Below are 17,388 nucleotides of genomic sequence, written 5' to 3' on the forward strand. Positions count from 1 at the left end.
GGGCCACGCGCAATCGGCTTGCATCGTCGCTTGCGATCGAATCCGCTCAATACGTGGACAAGGCGTTCCAGTGCTCGCCGTCCTTCACTTCGACGGCTGCGGTTGCGACCGGCGTCATGACCAGCAATTCCGTCGGGCGCACCGACCACACGACGGCGATCAGCGTCGAGTCGTCGAGCGTCGTTCCGTTCAGGTACAGGCTCATGCTTTTGACGTCGGTTTTCAACACGCTCCAGTCGACCTTCTTCAGGCCGTCGATCGCGAGACGATAGAAGAAGTCGTAGTTGTCGTAGGCCGTCTGCGTGTCCGTGCCGGTGCTGAAGAACCAGCCATTCTCCTTGTTCTTGTACATGCACCAGCTTTGCGCCTGCTGCGCGAGCGTGCCGGTCGTGACGAGCTTCACGAGATTGCTTTTCGCGTCGTCGACGGTTTTCGCCTGCCACGGCGCGAAGCCGCCTGCCGCCTTGACGTCCGCCGGCGTGCGGCCGGGTTTGCCCGCGTGGGCGTTGTCTTCACCACGGTATGCGTATTGCATGATGTGCCTCCGGTTCGATATCGGTCGGTCGGGATGTGTCCGCGATGCGAATGGACACGAGCACGATATCGGCGGCGCACGCGGCGGGAAATGGACCGAAGGTGTGGCGGGGCGTCAGGGGGAGGACGGCACGGGACGATCGTTCGGGGTGCCACACAATGCCGGGTCGCGGACAAGCGCGGCATGAACGGGGACGAGCATGCGGACGAGATGGCAGGTCAAGGGCCGAATGACGGGAATGGCCGAACGCGGCCATCCCCGGTTCGTCCGTAGCGCGCCGGCGCAGCGCCGGCGGCATGGTTATTCGCCGAGCTTCGCTGTCACGCACCCCGTGCTCGAGCATTCGCGCTCGCGTTCGCGCAGGAACGACAGGCGCGATTGCGTGAAGTCGATCGCGCATTGCAGGTTCACGAGATAGCCGTCGTCGCGCGTTTCGCTGCAGCGGTCGTCGCGCCGCTTCATCCACGCGAGCTGGCCGGTCTTCAGCTTCGCCTGCTGGTCGCCGCTCAGTTGCTTGCGCACGCGGCCGTACTCGTCGTTCAGTTCGCGGTCGACCTGCGAGAACTCGTTGCTGCTGCAGTACACCTGGTCGAACGCGCTGCGCGGTTTGCCGCAGCCGGCCGCCTGCGCGGAGAACGGCACGGCAAGCGCGAGCAGCGCGCAGGAAACGAGCAGATTCTTCTTCATCATTGTGGTGCTCCTCACTGGGTGAAAACCGTTGAAACCAACTGGCGTCGCCTTTACCTGGCCGCCGAACACGCGTCGATCCCGCCCGCGATCGCGGTGGCGAGGCGCTGGATCGTCTCGCGCTGCGCGAGTCGCTTTTCCTCGTCGGGATTGACGATCACGCCCGCCTCGACCAGAACGGCCGGGATCGGCGCGGTACGCAGCACGACGAGATCGTCGAAGCGGTGGATGCCGAGTTGCGGATCGATCAGCGGGCGGTTCTCGCCCTTGATCGGCTGCGCGTGATATAGCGACGGCCGTTCGCCGGCCGCGATCAGGCGCTCGGCGATCGCGTTCGCGCAACGCAGGCTTTCCGCGTAGTGCGGATTGCGCTCGGACACGAACACGGCGAAACCGCGGAAGTCGCGCTGCCGGCCCGCGTCGATGAACTGCTGCTGCATCGAATCGTGATGGATCGACACGAACAGATTTGCGTCCGGCGCCTGCGTCGAGCGCTGGTCGAGCGCGATCTCGCGGCCGTCGGCCGACGTGCGCAGCACGCGATCGCCGTGCGCGGCGAGCGTCTGCGCGACGGCGGTGGACAGGTCGAGGTTGTACCGGTATTCGACGCGACCGCTTGCGCCGGTGGCACCCGGGTGGGCCGGCGTATGGCCGGTGTCGACGACGACGTAGCGGCCGGAGGCCGGCTGTGCGTCCGGACCCGCCGCATCGGCCGCATGCAGCGCGAGCGGCGCGCCAAACAGCGGGACGCATGCGAGCAGGCGCGCGGCGGCGCGCACGAACGGACGAAGGCGTCGAAGGGTTCGGTTTGTCATTGTTGTTGTCGAGGAGGGTATGCGGCGCGTCGTATGGCGCGCACCGTCGGCCTGCTCAATGCAGTCGGAATGTCGCGCGATTATAGCGGTTGCCGGCGGCGCCGCAATGACGGAATGCGCGGCGTCGCGCGCGCCGGAAATCGGCGCTCAGGCGAGCACGCGCCGGGCCGCGAGCATGCCCCAGTACGATGCTTCCTCGAACAGCGACAGTCCGGACAGGTCCGCATGCGCGAACACGACGGGGCCGTCGGCATCGCGCAGCGCGAGCAGCCCCGGCCGGCTCAGGAAGCCGACATCGGGTGTCGCCATCGCGTGGCCGCGCACGGTGATCTCGAGCGCCGTCGCGTGCTTCCACAGTTCGCGTCCGTAGACGGCCTGCAGGTCGATCGCCGCCTGTTCGCGCAACGCATCGGGCTTTGCCTGGGCAAGCCAGCGGCGCGTGTCGTCCGGCGTTTGCGTACTCAACGCCTGATAGGCGGAGAACACGGAGCGGGTCGGCGGCGACATCCGGATCAGCTGGTGCGTCGACACGACATAGCCGAGCCCCGCGCCGTCGTAGACGACGTTGTCCCACGCGAGCGGCACGCCGGCTGCCTCGGCCGGCATCCCGTCGAGCAGGAAATTGGACACGAGCCAAGGCGCGCGCGGCGGCAGGTCGCGCGCAGGATCGAAGCCGTACGCGCGCAACTGCGGAAACACGCGAGCCGCGACGAACAGCGGCATGGCGCTGACGACGCGCCGCGCCTTCAGCGTGAACGTCGACAGCGTGCCGTCGTCGGCGATGCGCGCACACAGCACGTCGACGCCGCCCCCGCGCTCGGTCGCGCGAACGGCGAAGCCGTGCCGCGACCACGCGTTCGAGCCGGTGCGCGCGGTGATCGAGTCGCTCAGCTTCGTCACCATCGTATGCAGCCCGTCGGGCCAGGTCAGCACGGCGCCGTCGCTCGCATCGCTCGCGTGGCCGCCGCGCGACGAGAAATAGTGCAGGCCGGCCCACGCGGACACGTGCTCGTAACCCGCACCGTAGTCGTCGCGGCAGCAGTAGTTCAGGTACCAGTGCAGCGCGGTCGCGGTGTAGCCCTCGTCGAGCAGCCACTGCCTGAACGAGCGCCGGTCGAGCGCGCGCCAGCGCGGGTCGCGCGACGATTCCGCGAGTGGGATGCAGAACACCTTGCGGCCGTCCGCGCCGCGCGCGGAGCGCAGGCTGTCGGTGTAGGCGAAGAAGCGCGTTTGCTGCGCGAGCGCACCGGCGTCGAGGCCGGCCGTCGGCACGATGCCGTCCTGCCACTGGCCGCCGATGAACAGCCGTTCGTCGGGTGCGTGCACGAGCGCGCGTTCGTCGTACGCGGGTTGCGCGGAGAACGGCGCCGCTTCGATCACGCCGAGATCGGCGAGCATGTCGCGCAGATGCGCGGATTCGATCGACGGCAGCGGCAGGTAGTGCGCGCCCTTCGGATAGCCGAGTTCGCCGAAGCGGCCGCCGGCCGCATTGCCGCCGAATTCGGGACCGGCGAGCACGACGAAGCGTGTGTGCCCCGCGCGCGCGAGCTGCCACGCGCACGACAACCCGGCCGCGCCCGCGCCGAGGACCGCGACCTCGGTCTCGATCGTGCCGGACGGCGGCGGCAGCGCCGCGTGGTCGCGCAGCGCATGGCCTTCGCGCATGCCGGGGTAGCCGACGCGCGGCGTCGTCTCGATCCAGCCGGTGCGGCCGCACGCGGCGAGCGACGCCGCCGCGGACGCGACGAGGAACGTGCGGCGATCCATCAGCGCAGCACGTGCTTCCAGTCGTCGTCGAAGCGGCGCACGAGCGGCTGGTCGTTGAGTTCGTTCGGCGACATCGGCAGCGCCGGCATGTCGGCCGGGAAGTGGAACATCTCGGCGGCCGTCTGCGCGTCGAGCCAGCGCGTCGGCACCGAATAGCGTGTCGGCACGGTGAAGTCGCGACGCTTGCCGGCGATCACGAACCCCCAGTCGCCGAACGACGGCACGTAGCAGTGGTATGGCCAGGTGTTGAGCCCGGCTTCGCGCAGCGTCGCGATGATCGTCCAGTACGCGTGCGGCGCGAAGTACGGCGACGTCGACTGGATCACCGCATAGCCGTTCTCGGACAGGTGGCGCGCGAGCAGCCGGAACACCGGCACCGAATACAGCCGGCCGAGCCCGAAGTTGGTCGGATCGGGGAAGTCGACGACGATCGCGTCGTACACGTCGGCGTTCGATTCGAGCCAGCGCACCGCATCGTCGTTGATCACCTGCACGCGCGGGTCCTTTAGCGAACCCTGGTTCAGCTTCACGAGCGGCGCCGAAGTCGAGAACAGCTTCGTCATCGCGGGGTCGAGATCGACGAGCGTGATCCGTTCGAGATTGCGGTGCTTGAGCAGTTCGCGCACCGCGAGGCCGTCGCCGCCGCCGAGCACGAGCACGCGCTTCGCCCACGGCAGCGCCTCGATCGTCGGATGGATCAGCGCCTCGTGATAGCGATGCTCGTCGCGCGACGAGAACTGCAGGTTGCCGTTCAGGTACAGCCGCATGTCGTCGTGCCACTGCGTGAGCACGATGCGCTGGTACGGCGTCGTTTCCGAATAGATCGTCTCGTCGCCGTACACGCCGTGCTCGGCCCAGTGCGTGATGCGGTCCGACAGCGCGAAGCCGGCGACGAGCAGCCCGATCACGAGCGACGCGCGCATCAGCTTGCCGCGCACGTTGCGGATCTCGGCGCGGAACAGGTGCGTGGTCCACAGCGCGACGAACGCGTTCAGCAGCCCGAACAGGAAGCTCGTGCGCAACAGGCCGAGACGCGGCGCGAGCACGAGCGGGAAGATCAGCGACACGGCGAGCGAGCCGAGATAGTCGAAGGTCAGCACTTCGCTGACGGTATGGCGGAACGCCTGGCGGCGCTGCTGGAACGCGCGCATCACGAGCGGGATCTCCATCCCGATCAGCAGGCCGAGCGCGAGCACGAGCGCATAGAGCGCCGCGCGGAACGGCGCGGCCAGCCACGCGAACACCGCGAACAGCAGCGCTGCCGACACGCCGCCGAGCATGCCGACGAGCAGCTCGATGTCGACGAAGCGGTCGAGCACGTCGTCGTCCTCGACGAACTTCGCGAGCCACGAGCCGATCCCCATCGCGAACAGGTAGCTGCCGATCACCGACGAGAACTGCAGGATCGAATCGCCGAGCAGGTAGCTCGACAGCGCGCTGCTGATCAGTTCGTAGCCGAGCCCGCACGACGCGAGCACGAGGATCGACAGGACGAGCGCGCGCTTATGCAGCATGGCGCGTCCGTTGTGCAGTGCTCGTCAATGTGGATATACTGGCGCGGATTTTCGTGGGGTGGCCCGCCATGGGCCAGCCTGCGACGGGGCGGCGAACCGAGCACAAAATCCGAGGAAAAGAATGAATAGTGCCTATCTTTATGCGGTTCATTTGCTGTCGGCGTTCGTGCTGCTTTTCGTGTTCGCGGCAGTGTACCTGAAGGTCACCCCGTTCGACGAACTGGCGCTGATCCGCGACGGCAACGCGGCCGCGACGCTGTCGTTCGGCGGCGCGCTGGTCGGCTTCTGCCTGACGCTCGCGTCCAGCATCGCGCACAATTCGACGCTCGGCGAAGTCGTGCTGTGGGCCGTCGGCGCGATGGCCGTGCAGCTCGTCACCTACGCGGTGCTGACCCGCCTGATTCCCGGCATGAACCATGCGATCGAGGATCGCAACGTCGCGATGGGTGGCCTGATGGGCACCGCGTCGCTCGTCGTCGGCATCATCAATGCCGCCTGCCTGACCTGACACGCCACGCGTCCTGGGAGACCGACATGAGTCTGGGTTCGTTTATCCGCAAGCAGTTCATCGACGTCCTGCAATGGACGGAAGACACCGACGGCGTGCTGGCCTGGCGCTATCCGATGGAAGACCAGGAGATCCAGTACGGCGGCCAGCTGACCGTGCGCGAAACGCAGGTCGCGATCTTCGTCAACGAAGGCAAGGTCGCCGACGTGTTCCAGCCCGGGCTGTACAAGCTGGAAACGCGCACGCTGCCGGTGCTCACGTACCTGAAGAACTGGGACAAGTTCTTTCAGTCGCCTTTCAAGTCGGATGTCTACTTCTTCAGCACCCGGCTGCAGCTCGGCCGGCGCTGGGGCACCGCGCAGCCGGTGACGATCCGCGATCGCGAATTCGGCTTCGTGCAGCTGCGCGCGTTCGGCATCTACTCGTACCGGATCGTCGATGCGGCCGCGTTCCACCGCGAGGTGAGCGGCACGCGCGCGCAGTACACGGTCGACGATCTCGAGCAGCAGCTGCGCAACCTGGTCGTCACCGCGATGAGCACGACGTTCGGTTCCGCCGACGTGCCGTTCGTCGACATGGCCGCGAACCAGACGCTGCTGTCGCAACGCGTCGCCGAGGCGCTGGTGCCGGTGTTCACGCGCTACGGCCTCGCGCTCGATGCATTCGCGGTCGAAAGCGTGTCGCTGCCGGCCGAGCTGCAGAAGGCGCTCGACCTGCGGATCGGCGCGGGGATGGCCGGCGATCTCGCCCGCGCGACGCAATACCAGACGGCGCAGGCGATTCCGCTGGCCGCGCAGAACCCGGGCGGCATCGCGGGTGTCGGCGCGGGGCTCGCGGCCGGCGCGGCGATCGGGCAGGCGATGGCCGGCCAGATCGCGGGCGCCGCGCAACCGGCGCCGGCCGCACCGGCCGCGCCCGTCGCGGCACCGGTTGCCGCCGCGCAGCCGGCCGCACCGGCCGAAGGAACCGATTACGTGCAACGCCTCGAACAGCTGAAGGCGCTGCTCGACAAAGGCCTCGTCACCGAAGAGGACTATGCGCGCGCGAAGGCGGACATCCTCGCGAAGCTCACCCGGTAAGCGTCGCGCATGTTCAGTACTTCGTGCCCCCAGTGCGGCGCGCCGGTCGAGTTTCGCTCGGCGGCGGCGGTGATGGCCGTCTGCGCGTTCTGTCGCAGCACGCTGCTCAAGCGCGGTGCCGACGTCGAGCGCATCGGCGAGCTGGCCACGGTGCTCGACGACGCGTCGCCGATCCAGATCGGCACGGCCGGGCGCTACGGCAAGCGCACGTTCACGGTGCTCGGCCGCATCCAGATGACCTACGACGCCGGCGCGTGGAGCGAGTGGTACGTCGTGTTCGACGACGGCGCGTTCGGCTGGCTGTCGGATGCGTCGGGCCAGTATGCGGTCACGGTGCGCGAGCCCGACGATGCGTCGGGCGGCGCGTGGCCCGCGTTCGGCACGCTCGAACCGGGCATGCGGATCGACCACGGCGGCCGCGCGTATCTCGTGTCCGACGTGCGCACCGCACGCTGCACGGGCGGCGACGGCGAGTTGCCGTTCCGCATCGATGCGGGCTGGGAAGCGCGCGTCGTCGACCTGCGCACCGGCAATGCATTCGCGACCTACGACTATTCCGACGCCGACGCGAACGGCGGGAGCCCGGCCGTCTACAGCGGCGAAGCGATGGAATTCGACGCGCTCGCATTCACGGGGCTGCGCGATACCGACAACGACACGCGGGAGAAACGGGGCGCTCAGATGGTGCCGTTCGCGTGCCCGAGCTGCGGCGCGCCGCTGTCGTATGCACCGAACCTGGCCGACTATGTCGTGTGCGGCAGCTGTCACGCGGGCGTGCAGTGCACGGCCGAGCAGCAGACCGTGTTCGCCGCGCAGCGCAAGCTCGATGCGGTGAAGGGCGCGCTGGAACTCGGCGCGACCGGCACGTTCGACGGCGTGAAGTACACGGTGATCGGCATGATGCGTTGCCGCGTGCCGGACGACGACGAGACGTGGGACGAATACCTGCTGCTGAATCCGAAGCGCGGCTTCCTGTGGCTCGTGCAGAGCGAAGGGCGCTGGGAACGCGTGCAGGTGCTCGACCACTGGCCGACGATCGGCGGCGAGTCCGACGTCACCGACGAAGGCAAGACCTATCGACTGCGCGAGACGTACGACTCGGAAGTCGTGTACGTGGTCGGCGCGTTCAACTGGCGCGTGCAGGTCGGCGACCGCACGTCGATCACCGACTACGGCTGGCAGAAGGACAAGCTCACGCGCGAGCGCAGCGCCGCGGAAATCGTCTGGTCGCGTGCGCGGCCGTTGTCGGCCGGCGCACTGGCCGAACGCTTCGCGACGCCGGCGCTCGCGACGGCAGCGGTTGCGTCCGCAACGGGTTCCGCCGGGGCGTCGACGGGCCTGTTCGGCGCGAAGCAGCCGCATAGCTTCGCGCCGCTGCCGATCGTGTTCAGCGCGATGCTCGTGATCTTCAACCTGGGTTCGCTGTTCTCGTTCAGCGGCCGCTCCGTCTACGTGCTGATCGGCCTGCTCGTGCTGTGGCTGCCGGAATGGCTGTGGAAGGGCTTCGCGTCCGACGGGGGCAACTCGTAATGCGTTACATCCTCTACGGACTTTACGGGCTGATCGTCGTCACGCTGTTCAGCTGCGCGTCGCTCGGCGGCAGCGGTTCGGGCGGCAGCGGGTGGGGCAGTTCGTCGGCGCGCAGCGGCTATTCGTCGTACGGGTCGCACAAATGACGGCGCGCGACGGTATCGCCGCGCCGCGAGCGACGCTCGGCTCGCACGTGCTGGCCGATCTCGCCGGCATCGACGCGAAGCTGCTGCGCGATGTGGCGCGGCTCGAGACGATACTCACCGACGCCGCGCAGCAGGCCGGCGCACGCGTGATCGGCGCGCATTTCCATCACTTCGGCGGTGAGCATGGGGTGACGGGTGTCGTGCTGCTCGCGGAGTCGCACATCACGATTCATACGTGGCCGGAGCACGGCTTCGCGGCCGTCGACGCGTTCATGTGCGGCGCCGCGCGCGCGGCCGAGGCGGTCGATGCGATCGCCGCCGCGCTCGGCACGCACGCGCAGGTCCGGCAGCAGGTGGCGCGCGGCGTCGCATGAGCGGCCGGGGCGACAGCGGTAGTCGCGCATGCGACGACGCGCTGCACCGATTTCGCGAACCGCTTATGATCGTGCGGTACGACGTCCCGCACAGAGGCCCCCATGCACATCGCCATCCTGACCTTCGACGGTTTCAACGAACTCGATTCGCTGATCGCGCTCGGGATTCTCAACCGGGTCAAGCAGCCGGGCTGGCGGGTGTCGATCGCGAGCCCGACCGCCCGCGTGCGCTCGATGAACGGCGTGACGATCGACGCGCAAGCGTCGCTGCAGGACGCCCGCGACGCGGACGCCGTGCTGGTGGGCAGCGGCGTGCGGACCCGCGACGTCGTCGCCGATGCCGCGTTGATGGCGCAATTGCAGTTCGACCCCGCGCGGCAGTTGCTCGGCGCGCAGTGCTCGGGCACGCTCGTGCTGGCGAAGCTGGGCTGGCTCGGCGATGTCCCCGCGTGTACCGACCTGACCACGAAGCCGTGGGTGCAGGAAGCCGGCGTGGCCGTGCTCGACCAGCCGTTCGTGGCCAGCGGGAACGTCGCGACCGCCGGCGGGTGCCTGTCGTCGCAGTATCTGGCTGCGTGGTTCATCGCGCGTCTGGCCGGCATCGAGGCCGCGCGCAGTGCGATTCACTATGTCGCGCCGGTGGGCGAGAAGGACGATTACGTGTCGCGCGCGATCGCGAACATTTCGCCGTTCCTCTGATGCGCGCGGCGTCGCGCGTCAGTGCGGCAGCGCTTCGGCTTCGGCCCAACGCTTGAACGAGTCGAGACGTCGGCGCGTGTGCACGAGATAGAACGCGCCGATCAGCGGTTCGAGCAGCCAGCGCAGCCAGGACGGCTGCGCACGGAAGTGATACGTGAACTTCACTTCGGTCGTGCCCGGTGTGTGCTCGGTGAAATTCCAGCTGCCGCTGAAGCGTTCGAGCACCTTCGGCCCGTCGACCATTTCGACGGCCGCGACCTGCGGCGGACGGTACGAGATGTAGCGCGACACCATCGTCGCGCCCGACTGGCTGCGGCAGAACGCATCGACGCCGACGTCGGCCGTCATCCCGTCGGGCAGGTACGCGTCGGCAAGGAAGCTGTCCCACACGAGCCGCCGCGCGTAGTCCTGCGACCACGTGAAGAGGCGTCTGCGATCGACGCCGACGATCCGGCTGACTGAGATCCTCATGATGGGTAGCAAGCGCAACGCTGTAATCGGGATGAAATCGAGTGTAACCCGCCAAAGCCGCGCAATTCTTCAGACTTCGTCAAGTCGAGCGCGCGCTCGATTGACCTTCTCCGGGAATTCCCCTACGATCGATTCCATGCCTTCGGGAAAGACCCGAAGCGTTTCAATCTCTTGAGGGAGCCTCATGAGTACGCAACAGAACCGGCGCTTCGACGCGCTCGTTTTCATTGGTCGTTTCCAGCCTCCGCATCGTGGTCACCTGAACGTGCTGAAGTCCGCACTGAGCCGGGCCGAGCGCGTATGCGTGCTGATCGGATCGACCGACAAGCCCCGCACCATCAAGGATCCGTTCTCGTTCGACGAGCGCCGCCAGATGCTGGCTTCGCTGCTCGAGCCGTCCGAGCGCGAGCGCGTGACGGTCGCGCCCGTGCAGGATTCGACGTACAACGACGGCGACTGGGTGCGCTGGGTGCAGGATGCCGTGGCCGCCTCGCTCGGCGAGGTCGCGCAGCGCAGGGTCGGGCTGATCGGCCACGAGAAGGACGCCACGTCGTATTACCTGCGGATGTTCCCGCAATGGGAGCTCGTCGACGTCGATGCGACCGAAGACATCTCCGCCACCGAAATCCGCGATCAGTACTTCGCCGAACGCACCAACAGCTTCGTGCAATGGGCCGTGCCGGAACCGGTGTTCGGCTGGCTCGAACGTTTTCGCACGCAGCCGGCATTCGCGCAGCTGAAGGCCGAGGCCGAATTCATCGCCGGGTATCGCAAGGCGTGGTCGGCCGCACCGTATCCGGTCACGTTCGTGACGGTCGACGCGGTGGTCGTGCACTCGGGCCATCTCCTGCTCGTGCGCCGGCGCAGCGAACCGGGCCGCGGCCTGTGGGCGCTGCCGGGCGGGTTCGTGAACCAGGATGAACGGCTCGACGCGGCCTGCATCCGCGAACTGCGCGAGGAGACCGGCCTGAAGCTGCCGGAGCCCGTGCTGCGCGGCTCGATCAAGGATCGCCAGGTATTCGATCATCCGACGCGTTCGCTGCGCGGCCGCACGATCACGCACGCGTGCCTGTTCAACTTCCCGACCGGCGAGTTGCCGCGCGTGAAGGGCAGCGACGACGCCGACAAGGCGCGCTGGGTGCCGCTCAACGAATTCGCGCAGATGCGCAACGTGATGTTCGAGGATCACTTCGAGATCGCGTATCACTTCCTGGGGAAACTGTGACGCGCTGATTCCCCGGATTCCGGTCCGCCGCGACAGACGCGGCGGCACTTCAACGGCCTAGAGGAGCTCTAGCCATGCAAAACGATCCCGGCGGCTTTGCCGCGGTTCTCGCCAATCCGATCCTCAACACGGATTCGTACAAGGCTTCCCACTTCCTGCAATACCCGCCCGACGCGCAGGCGATGTTCTCGTACGTCGAGTCGCGCGGCGGCCGCTATGACCGCACGCTGTTCTTCGGCCTGCAGATGCTGCTGAAGGACTATCTGTGCCGGCCGGTCACGCACGCGATGATCGACGACGCGCGCGATTTCTTCGCGGTGCACGGCGAGCCGTTCAACGAGGACGGCTGGCGTCATGTCGTCGAGCACTACGACGGCTACCTGCCCGTGAGGATCCGCGCGGTGCCCGAAGGTTCGATCGTGCCCGTGCACAACGTGCTGATGACCGTCGAATGCGACGACCCGAAGGTGTTCTGGCTCGCGTCGTATCTGGAGACGATGCTGCTGCGCGTGTGGTACCCGGTGACGGTCGCGACGCGCAGCTGGCACCTGCGGCAGACGATCCGCCGCTTTCTCGAGAAGACCGACGACGATCTCGCGCAGCTGCCGTTCAAGCTGCACGACTTCGGCGCGCGCGGCGTATCGAGCGCGGAGTCGGCCGCGATCGGCGGCGCGGCACACCTCGTGAGCTTCATGGGTTCGGACACGGTGCTCGGCGTACTGGCCGCGAACCGCTTCTATCGCGAGCCGATGGCCGCGTACTCGGTGCCCGCGGCCGAGCACAGCACGATCACGTCGTGGGGGCGTGAGCACGAAGCCGATGCGTACCGGAACATGATCGCTCGCTTCGGTTTGCCCGGCGCGATCGTGTCGGTCGTGTCGGACTCCTATGATCTGTTCGCCGCGCTTGAACTGTGGGGTGGCCCGCTGCGCCAGGCGGTGATCGACTCGGGCGCGACGCTCGTCGTGCGTCCCGATTCGGGCGACCCGGTGAAGATCGTGCTGCAGACCGTGCGCGCGCTCGACGCTTCGTTCGGCTCGTCCGTGAACGGCAAGGGACGGCGCGTGCTGAATCGCGTGCGCGTGATCCAGGGCGACGGCGTCGACGAGCTGTCGATCGACGCGATCCTGTCCGCACTCGACGACGCGGGTTATGCGGCCGGCAACGTCGTGTTCGGGATGGGCGGCGCGCTGCTGCAGCAGGTGAATCGCGACACGCAGCGCTTCGCGATGAAGTGCTCGGCGATCCGGCGTGGCGACGTGTGGCACGGCGTGAGCAAGGATCCGGTTACCGATCCGGGCAAGCGCTCGAAGCAGGGCCGGCTCACGTTGCTGCGCAATCGGCGCACGGGAGAATACCGGACGGTGGCGCTGCCGGTCGCGTGGGACGATCGCGCGCTGGAAGGCGAGTGGGATGACGCGCTCGAAACGGTGTTCGATACCGGGCGGATGCTGGTCGATACGACGTTCGCCGAGGTGCGGGCGAGGGCGCACGCGGGGGAGGCGTGATCGGGCCACCGGGGCGGCGGCGTGGCAACGTCAGCCGCCACCCCGGTCGCGCTCAGGCGACGCGGGCGACGAGGGCGTGCAGCACGGCGTCCGCGTCGATTTCTCCTCGAACGACATCCGCGCGCGCCGACTCGAAGTCGATCCAGCCCTCGTTGAAGCCGTCGAGCATGCGCATGCGCGGCTCGGGGTGGCGCATCCGCTGCGCATCGAACAGCGCCGCCCACGTGCTGCGCGGCACGGCTTCGGCGCGCACCGGGTGCCCGAACACGCGGGTGAACGCGTTCGCGAGGTCGTTCGGGCTGACCCGCCGGGGCCCTTCGAGTTCGACGATGCGTGCGCCGGTCCATTCGTCCTGTAGCAGCGCGGCCGCCGTCCGGCCGACATCTTCGGTTGCGACCATCGGCACCGGCTTGTCGAGCGGCTGGAGAAAGCTGTAGATGACGCCGGCGTCGCGTGCGGTTGCTACGTCCCACGCGGCATTTTCGAGGAACCACGCGGGGCGCAGGAACGTGACGGGTATCGGCAAGTCGTCGAACGCCTTTTCGATCATCGTCAGTTGCGTCAGCAGATTCACCTGCGTCGCCTGCGCACCGATCGTCGACAGACAGACGACCTTGCGTGGCCGAGCGGCGCGCAATGCCGCACCGACGGCATCGATGACGGCGCGCGTTTCGGGGAATCCCGGCGACGGATCGAAGCATGGCGGCAGCAGGACGAAGACGCCATCCGTGTTCGAGAAGGCCGTCGTCAGTGCGGCGGTGTCGGTCATCTCGGCAAGTGCAACATCGCAGCCGCGCGCGACCCACGGCGCAGCGCGATCCGCGGTGCGCGCGACGGCGCGCACGGGCCGGCCGGCCGCGAGCAGCGTTCGGGCGAGCGCGCCGCCGACCTGTCCGGTGATACCGGTAATGGCATACATGGTTTGAAATCCTCATCGAGAAGGGAGCGGGCGCGCCGAAAGATGCGGGCGCCGGAACTGCATGCCGCGTTCGGGCTTGCCGTCGCGATGCATCGGGTTGCATGATAGGAGGCGACGATTCCTGATGGAATCGAATCCATGTCATTTGATTGGTGATTGTTTGTCATGAATGAAATCCTGGGGATCGACGGACGGATTCTGGCGAACGTGGGCGTGCTGGCCGCGATCGTCGAAAGCGGCAGCTTCGCGCGCGCGGCTGACGCACTCGGCTTGTCGCCGTCCGGCGTCAGCCGGGCCGTGGGCCGGCTCGAGGCGCGCGTCGGCGTGCGGCTGCTCGATCGCACGACGCGCTCGGTCACGCTGACGGACGAAGGGCGCCGCCTGTACGAAGAGATCGGTCCGCTGCTCGCCGGCATCGGCGATGCGGTGACGCTGGCCGCCGGCTCGGCCGCCGCCGTGCGCGGCAGATTGCGCGTGAACGTCGACGCGTATTTCTCGCGGCGGGTGCTGGCGCCGCACCTTCCGGCGTTGCTTGCACGCCATCCCGATCTGTCGCTGGAACTGGCCGCGCGCGAGCAGCTCGGCGATCTGGTCGCCGACGGATTCGACGTTGCGGTGCGGTTCGGCGAGCCGCCGTCGTCGTCGCTGGTGGCGCGCAAATTGCTGGAGACGCGCGCGGTGACGGTCGCCGCGCCCGCCTACGTGAAACGGCACGGGCGTCCTGCGGCGCCGGCCGATCTCGCGGGCCATGCGTGCATCCAGATGCGCAACACGCTGACCGGCCAGCCGCTCGAATGGATCTATCAGCTCGGCCGCAAGCGCGTGCCGGTCAGGACGACGGGCAGGCTGCTCGTCAACGACGCCGGCACGATGCTCGGTGCGTGTCTGGCCGGTGTGGGCATCGCACGCTTCAAGGCGAGCGGGGTAGCGGGCTTGATCGAGCAGGGGCGGCTCGTCGAGCTGCTCGCGGATTGGCGCGGCGAGGCATTTCCGCTGTTTGCCTACTATCCGTCGCGTCACCTGCCGCCCGCGAAGGTGCGGGCATTCGTCGATTTCGTCGCGGAAATCGTGGCGACCGGCAAGTAGCGCGCTCGCCCGCCGTCAACGTTCGCCGGCGAGCGCGCGCCCGTTCGTATCCGGTTGCGCGACCGCGTGCTCCGACATCCGCGCCGCCTCCATCGCCCGCCCGAGCGCATCGAACACCGCCGGCCCCTTGCAGCGCGACACGTTGAAGCGCATGAACGACGTTGCGCCGTGCGACGCACTGAACACGTTGCCCGGCGCGAGCACCACATCGTGGTCGAGCGCATGGCGCGCGACGCGCGCGGCATCGAGCCCGTCGGGCAGCTCGGCCCACACGAACAACCCGCCGCGCGGTTCCGTCCAGATCCCGAGCCCGGCGCGTGCGAGCCGCCGGATCGTTTCGCCCATCGCATCGGCCAACTGCATACGCAGGCCGTCGAGATGGCGCCGGTAGGTGCCGTCGACCAGCAGCCGGTGCACGACGTTCGCGCCGATCTGCGCATTGCCGAACGACGTCGCGAGCTTCAGGTCGACGAGCGCGTCGATCCATTCGGGGCGCGCGGCGATGTAGCCGCAGCGGATCGCGGCCGACAGCGTCTTCGAGAAGCTGCCGATCGACACGACGCGCGAGAGCCCGTCAAATGCCGCGAGGCGCGGCGCGGGCGTGCTTTCGAAATCCGCGAAGATGTCGTCCTCGACGATCAGCAGGCCGTGCTCGGCCGCGAGCGTGAGCAACCGGTGCGCGACCGGCGGCGCGAGCGTCGCGCCGGTCGGGTTGTGCAGCGCCGCGTTCGTGATGTACAGGCGCGGCCGGTGTTCGGCGAGCACCTGTTCGAAACGCGCGAGATCGGGGCCGTTCGGCGTGTACGGCACGCTGACGATCCGTGCGCGATGCGCGCGCAGCAGCGCCTGGAAGTTGAAGTAGCACGGATCGTCGAGCACGACGGTGTCGCCCGGCTCCAGCAGCAGCCGGCACACGAGATCGAGCGCGTGCGTGCCGCCGTCGGTCAGCATGATCTGCGCGGGCTCCGCATGAACGCCGTGCTGCGCGAGCCGCCATGCGAGCTGCTGGCGCAACGCGGGCAGCCCGAGCGGTGTCGCGTAGTCGGTCAGCGCGTCGGGTTCGTCGCGCGACACCGCGCGCAGCGCACGTCGCAGGCTCTCGTCCGGCAGCCACGACGACGGCAGCCAGCCGCAACCGGGCTTCACCGAGCCGGGCGCCGCCTCGAGCGACTGGCGCGACAGCCACAGCGGATCGAGTTCGCGATCGAGGCGCGGGCCGAGTTCGGCGAGCGCGAGCGGCGGCGCGTGGCCCGACACGTAGAAGCCGGAGCCGCGCCGCGCGACGAGCACGCCTTCGCTCGCGAGCCGCTCGTACGCGTCGACGACGGTCGATTTCGACACGTGCAGCGCGTCGGCCATCATCCGGATCGACGGCACGCGCGCGCCGGGCATCAGCGCGCGGCTCGCGATCCGCGCGCGCAGCGTGTCCATCACGGTTTCCACGCGCGTGCGCGACGGCGCGGGCGGAGCAGGGTCTTGCACGGAACGGCTCATGGCGAGAGGGAACTGTACGGCCGGTTGTCCAGTACAGTTTGTCCGAATTGTATTGGGCTGTAGCTTACGCGCTTTTCGCGGGCGGCGGATCATCGGTCATCCACCTTGTTCCGACCAGGATTTCCCGTGCAAAAGACGACCGACGGATGGCTCAGCGGCCTGCTGGGCGTGATCATCTTCAGTGGCTCGCTGCCCGCGACGCGCATCGCGGTGCAGGGGCTCGACCCGCTGTTCCTCACGTTCGCGCGCGCGACGATCGCCGGCGTGCTCGGCCTGATCCTGCTCGTCGCGCTGAAGCAGAAGCGGCCGACGCGTGCCGAGACCGCGTCGCTCATCGTCGTCGCGCTCGGGGTCGTGGTCGGTTTTCCGCTGCTGACCGCGCTCGCGCTCAAGCACGTGACGTCCGCGCATGCGATCGTGTTCGTCGGGCTGCTGCCGCTCGCGACCGCGCTGTTCGGCGTCTGGCGCGGCGGCGAACGGCCGCGGCTGCCGTTCTGGGTCTTCTCGCTGGTCGGCAGCGGCGCGGTGGCCGCGTTCGCGCTGCGCAACGGCGGCCAGGCGTCGGTGGCGGGCGATGCGTTGATGCTGGCCGCGATCGTCGCGTGCGGGCTCGGCTATGCGGAGGGCGCGCGGCTGTCGCGCCAGCTCGGCGGCTGGCAGGTGATCTCGTGGGCGCTCGTGCTGTCGCTGCCGGTGATGCTGCCGCTCACGTGGTTCACGTGGCCCGCGACGTTCGACGGCGTCGACGCCGCCGCGCTGTGGGGGCTCGCATATGTGTCGCTGTTCAGCATGCTGATCGGCTTCGTGTTCTGGTATCGCGGCCTCGCGCTCGGCGGGATCGCGGGCGTCGGCCAGTTGCAGCTGCTGCAGCCGTTCTTCGGTTTCCTGCTCGCGGCCGGGCTGCTGCACGAGACGGTGCCGCCGTCGATGCTCGTCGTGACGGTCGTGGTCGTCGGCTGCGTGGCTGGTGCGAAGTATTTCTCGAAGATGGCGCCGGTGCGGCGCGCGGGCTGATTCACGCACGGAGCGGT

General features: G+C 68.3%; 18 protein-coding genes. 10 read left to right on the forward strand and 8 right to left on the reverse strand.

The features are described 5' to 3' along the window. Positions 1 to 46 precede the first annotated feature (46 nt). From U4012_RS12365 to U4012_RS12385, 5 genes are all read right to left on the reverse strand, one after another. A complete protein-coding gene (locus tag U4012_RS12365) occupies positions 47 to 535 on the reverse strand; it encodes a hypothetical protein (protein ID WP_321798820.1) in 489 nt (162 codons plus the stop codon). Between the two features lie 300 nt (positions 536 to 835). Further along, a complete protein-coding gene (locus U4012_RS12370; protein ID WP_044847932.1) occupies positions 836 to 1,225 on the reverse strand; it encodes a lysozyme inhibitor LprI family protein in 390 nt (129 codons plus the stop codon). 50 nt (positions 1,226 to 1,275) lie between these two features. Next, positions 1,276 to 2,037, reverse strand: coding sequence for an N-acetylmuramoyl-L-alanine amidase (locus U4012_RS12375; protein ID WP_321798822.1), 762 nt, complete (start codon positions 2,035 to 2,037; stop codon positions 1,276 to 1,278). Positions 2,038 to 2,184: 147 nt separating this feature from the next. Then, the gene (locus tag U4012_RS12380; protein ID WP_321798824.1) at positions 2,185 to 3,804 is read right to left on the reverse strand and encodes an FAD-dependent oxidoreductase; all 1,620 of its coding nucleotides are present in this window, start codon (positions 3,802 to 3,804) and stop codon (positions 2,185 to 2,187) included. Beyond that, entirely contained in the window at positions 3,804 to 5,318 is a 1,515-nt protein-coding gene (locus tag U4012_RS12385) for a polyamine aminopropyltransferase (protein ID WP_321798826.1), read from the reverse strand. The genes U4012_RS12380 and U4012_RS12385 overlap by 1 nt, the downstream gene beginning before the upstream one ends. Positions 5,319 to 5,439: 121 nt before the next feature. On the opposite strand from U4012_RS12385, the gene U4012_RS12390 reads away from it, so the two are divergent. The 6 genes from U4012_RS12390 to U4012_RS12415 all read left to right on the forward strand — a co-directional run bounded on the left by U4012_RS12390 (position 5,440) and on the right by U4012_RS12415 (position 9,654). Further along, a complete protein-coding gene (locus tag U4012_RS12390; RefSeq protein ID WP_014898735.1) occupies positions 5,440 to 5,826 on the forward strand; it encodes a DUF350 domain-containing protein in 387 nt (128 codons plus the stop codon). 26 nt (positions 5,827 to 5,852) lie between these two features. Then, positions 5,853 to 6,905 carry an SPFH domain-containing protein gene (locus U4012_RS12395; RefSeq protein WP_321798830.1) on the forward strand — a complete coding sequence of 351 codons (1,053 nt, stop codon included), beginning with the start codon at positions 5,853 to 5,855 and terminating at the stop codon, positions 6,903 to 6,905. 9 nt (positions 6,906 to 6,914) lie between these two features. Beyond that, positions 6,915 to 8,435, forward strand: a complete 1,521-nt coding sequence (locus U4012_RS12400; RefSeq protein ID WP_321798832.1) for a DUF4178 domain-containing protein — start codon at positions 6,915 to 6,917, stop codon at positions 8,433 to 8,435. Beyond that, positions 8,435 to 8,581: a hypothetical protein gene (locus U4012_RS12405; RefSeq protein WP_170296473.1), complete on the forward strand. Its 147-nt coding sequence runs from the start codon at positions 8,435 to 8,437 to the stop codon at positions 8,579 to 8,581. The genes U4012_RS12400 and U4012_RS12405 overlap by 1 nt, the downstream gene beginning before the upstream one ends. Beyond that, the gene (gene speD, locus U4012_RS12410) at positions 8,578 to 8,955 is read left to right on the forward strand and encodes an adenosylmethionine decarboxylase (protein ID WP_321798836.1); all 378 of its coding nucleotides are present in this window, start codon (positions 8,578 to 8,580) and stop codon (positions 8,953 to 8,955) included. Before U4012_RS12405 ends, speD begins: the two co-directional genes overlap by 4 nt. Positions 8,956 to 9,057: 102 nt before the next feature. Continuing rightward, positions 9,058 to 9,654 (forward strand): DJ-1/PfpI family protein, encoded by a 597-nt coding sequence (locus U4012_RS12415; RefSeq protein ID WP_321798838.1) that lies wholly within the window; start codon positions 9,058 to 9,060, stop codon positions 9,652 to 9,654. An 18-nt stretch (positions 9,655 to 9,672) separates the two neighbouring features. On the opposite strand, the gene U4012_RS12420 is transcribed toward U4012_RS12415, so the two are convergent. Then, the gene (locus U4012_RS12420; protein WP_044848960.1) at positions 9,673 to 10,125 is read right to left on the reverse strand and encodes a type II toxin-antitoxin system RatA family toxin; all 453 of its coding nucleotides are present in this window, start codon (positions 10,123 to 10,125) and stop codon (positions 9,673 to 9,675) included. 184 nt (positions 10,126 to 10,309) lie between these two features. Here U4012_RS12420 and U4012_RS12425 point away from each other — a divergent pair, with 184 nt between their 5' ends. Both U4012_RS12425 and U4012_RS12430 read left to right on the forward strand, forming a co-directional pair. Next, on the forward strand, positions 10,310 to 11,350 hold the full coding sequence (locus U4012_RS12425) for a bifunctional nicotinamide-nucleotide adenylyltransferase/Nudix hydroxylase (protein WP_124485334.1): 1,041 nt from the start codon (positions 10,310 to 10,312) through the stop codon (positions 11,348 to 11,350). 74 nt (positions 11,351 to 11,424) lie between these two features. Next, positions 11,425 to 12,858 (forward strand): nicotinate phosphoribosyltransferase, encoded by a 1,434-nt coding sequence (locus tag U4012_RS12430; RefSeq protein ID WP_321798842.1) that lies wholly within the window; start codon positions 11,425 to 11,427, stop codon positions 12,856 to 12,858. Positions 12,859 to 12,910: 52 nt separating this feature from the next. On the opposite strand, the gene U4012_RS12435 is transcribed toward U4012_RS12430, so the two are convergent. After that, on the reverse strand, positions 12,911 to 13,777 hold the full coding sequence (locus U4012_RS12435; protein ID WP_321798844.1) for an NmrA family NAD(P)-binding protein: 867 nt from the start codon (positions 13,775 to 13,777) through the stop codon (positions 12,911 to 12,913). A gap of 177 nt (positions 13,778 to 13,954) precedes the next feature. Between U4012_RS12435 and U4012_RS12440 the strand changes: the two genes are divergently transcribed. Beyond that, positions 13,955 to 14,863: a LysR family transcriptional regulator gene (locus U4012_RS12440; RefSeq protein ID WP_124522463.1), complete on the forward strand. Its 909-nt coding sequence runs from the start codon at positions 13,955 to 13,957 to the stop codon at positions 14,861 to 14,863. A 15-nt stretch (positions 14,864 to 14,878) separates the two neighbouring features. Here U4012_RS12440 and U4012_RS12445 read toward each other — a convergent pair whose 3' ends face one another. Beyond that, positions 14,879 to 16,357 (reverse strand): PLP-dependent aminotransferase family protein, encoded by a 1,479-nt coding sequence (locus tag U4012_RS12445; RefSeq protein ID WP_321798846.1) that lies wholly within the window; start codon positions 16,355 to 16,357, stop codon positions 14,879 to 14,881. Between the two features lie 126 nt (positions 16,358 to 16,483). Between U4012_RS12445 and U4012_RS12450 the strand changes: the two genes are divergently transcribed. After that, a complete protein-coding gene (locus U4012_RS12450; RefSeq protein ID WP_321798848.1) occupies positions 16,484 to 17,371 on the forward strand; it encodes a DMT family transporter in 888 nt (295 codons plus the stop codon). Positions 17,372 to 17,388 lie beyond the last annotated feature (17 nt).

It is taken from the genome of Burkholderia sp. BCC1988, from assembly GCF_905339895.1.
GTDB lineage: Bacteria > Pseudomonadota > Gammaproteobacteria > Burkholderiales > Burkholderiaceae > Burkholderia.

Excerpts from the sequence above, each read along its gene's own strand:
- U4012_RS12385 (WP_321798826.1), bottom strand. The coding sequence starts at position 5,318 with ATGCTGCATAAGCGCGCGCTCGTCCTGTCGATCCTCGTGCTCGCGTCG.
- U4012_RS12430 (WP_321798842.1), top strand. The coding sequence starts at position 11,425 with ATGCAAAACGATCCCGGCGGCTTTGCCGCGGTTCTCGCCAATCCGATC.
- U4012_RS12405 (WP_170296473.1), top strand. The coding sequence starts at position 8,435 with ATGCGTTACATCCTCTACGGACTTTACGGGCTGATCGTCGTCACGCTG.
- U4012_RS12420 (WP_044848960.1), bottom strand. The coding sequence starts at position 10,125 with ATGAGGATCTCAGTCAGCCGGATCGTCGGCGTCGATCGCAGACGCCTC.
- U4012_RS12445 (WP_321798846.1), bottom strand. The coding sequence starts at position 16,357 with ATGAGCCGTTCCGTGCAAGACCCTGCTCCGCCCGCGCCGTCGCGCACG.
- U4012_RS12425 (WP_124485334.1), top strand. The coding sequence starts at position 10,310 with ATGAGTACGCAACAGAACCGGCGCTTCGACGCGCTCGTTTTCATTGGT.
- U4012_RS12435 (WP_321798844.1), bottom strand. The coding sequence starts at position 13,777 with ATGTATGCCATTACCGGTATCACCGGACAGGTCGGCGGCGCGCTCGCC.
- U4012_RS12390 (WP_014898735.1), top strand. The coding sequence starts at position 5,440 with ATGAATAGTGCCTATCTTTATGCGGTTCATTTGCTGTCGGCGTTCGTG.
- U4012_RS12400 (WP_321798832.1), top strand. The coding sequence starts at position 6,915 with ATGTTCAGTACTTCGTGCCCCCAGTGCGGCGCGCCGGTCGAGTTTCGC.
- U4012_RS12395 (WP_321798830.1), top strand. The coding sequence starts at position 5,853 with ATGAGTCTGGGTTCGTTTATCCGCAAGCAGTTCATCGACGTCCTGCAA.
- U4012_RS12370 (WP_044847932.1), bottom strand. The coding sequence starts at position 1,225 with ATGATGAAGAAGAATCTGCTCGTTTCCTGCGCGCTGCTCGCGCTTGCC.
- U4012_RS12380 (WP_321798824.1), bottom strand. The coding sequence starts at position 3,804 with ATGGATCGCCGCACGTTCCTCGTCGCGTCCGCGGCGGCGTCGCTCGCC.
- U4012_RS12365 (WP_321798820.1), bottom strand. The coding sequence starts at position 535 with ATGCAATACGCATACCGTGGTGAAGACAACGCCCACGCGGGCAAACCC.
- U4012_RS12415 (WP_321798838.1), top strand. The coding sequence starts at position 9,058 with ATGCACATCGCCATCCTGACCTTCGACGGTTTCAACGAACTCGATTCG.
- speD (WP_321798836.1), top strand. The coding sequence starts at position 8,578 with ATGACGGCGCGCGACGGTATCGCCGCGCCGCGAGCGACGCTCGGCTCG.
- U4012_RS12375 (WP_321798822.1), bottom strand. The coding sequence starts at position 2,037 with ATGACAAACCGAACCCTTCGACGCCTTCGTCCGTTCGTGCGCGCCGCC.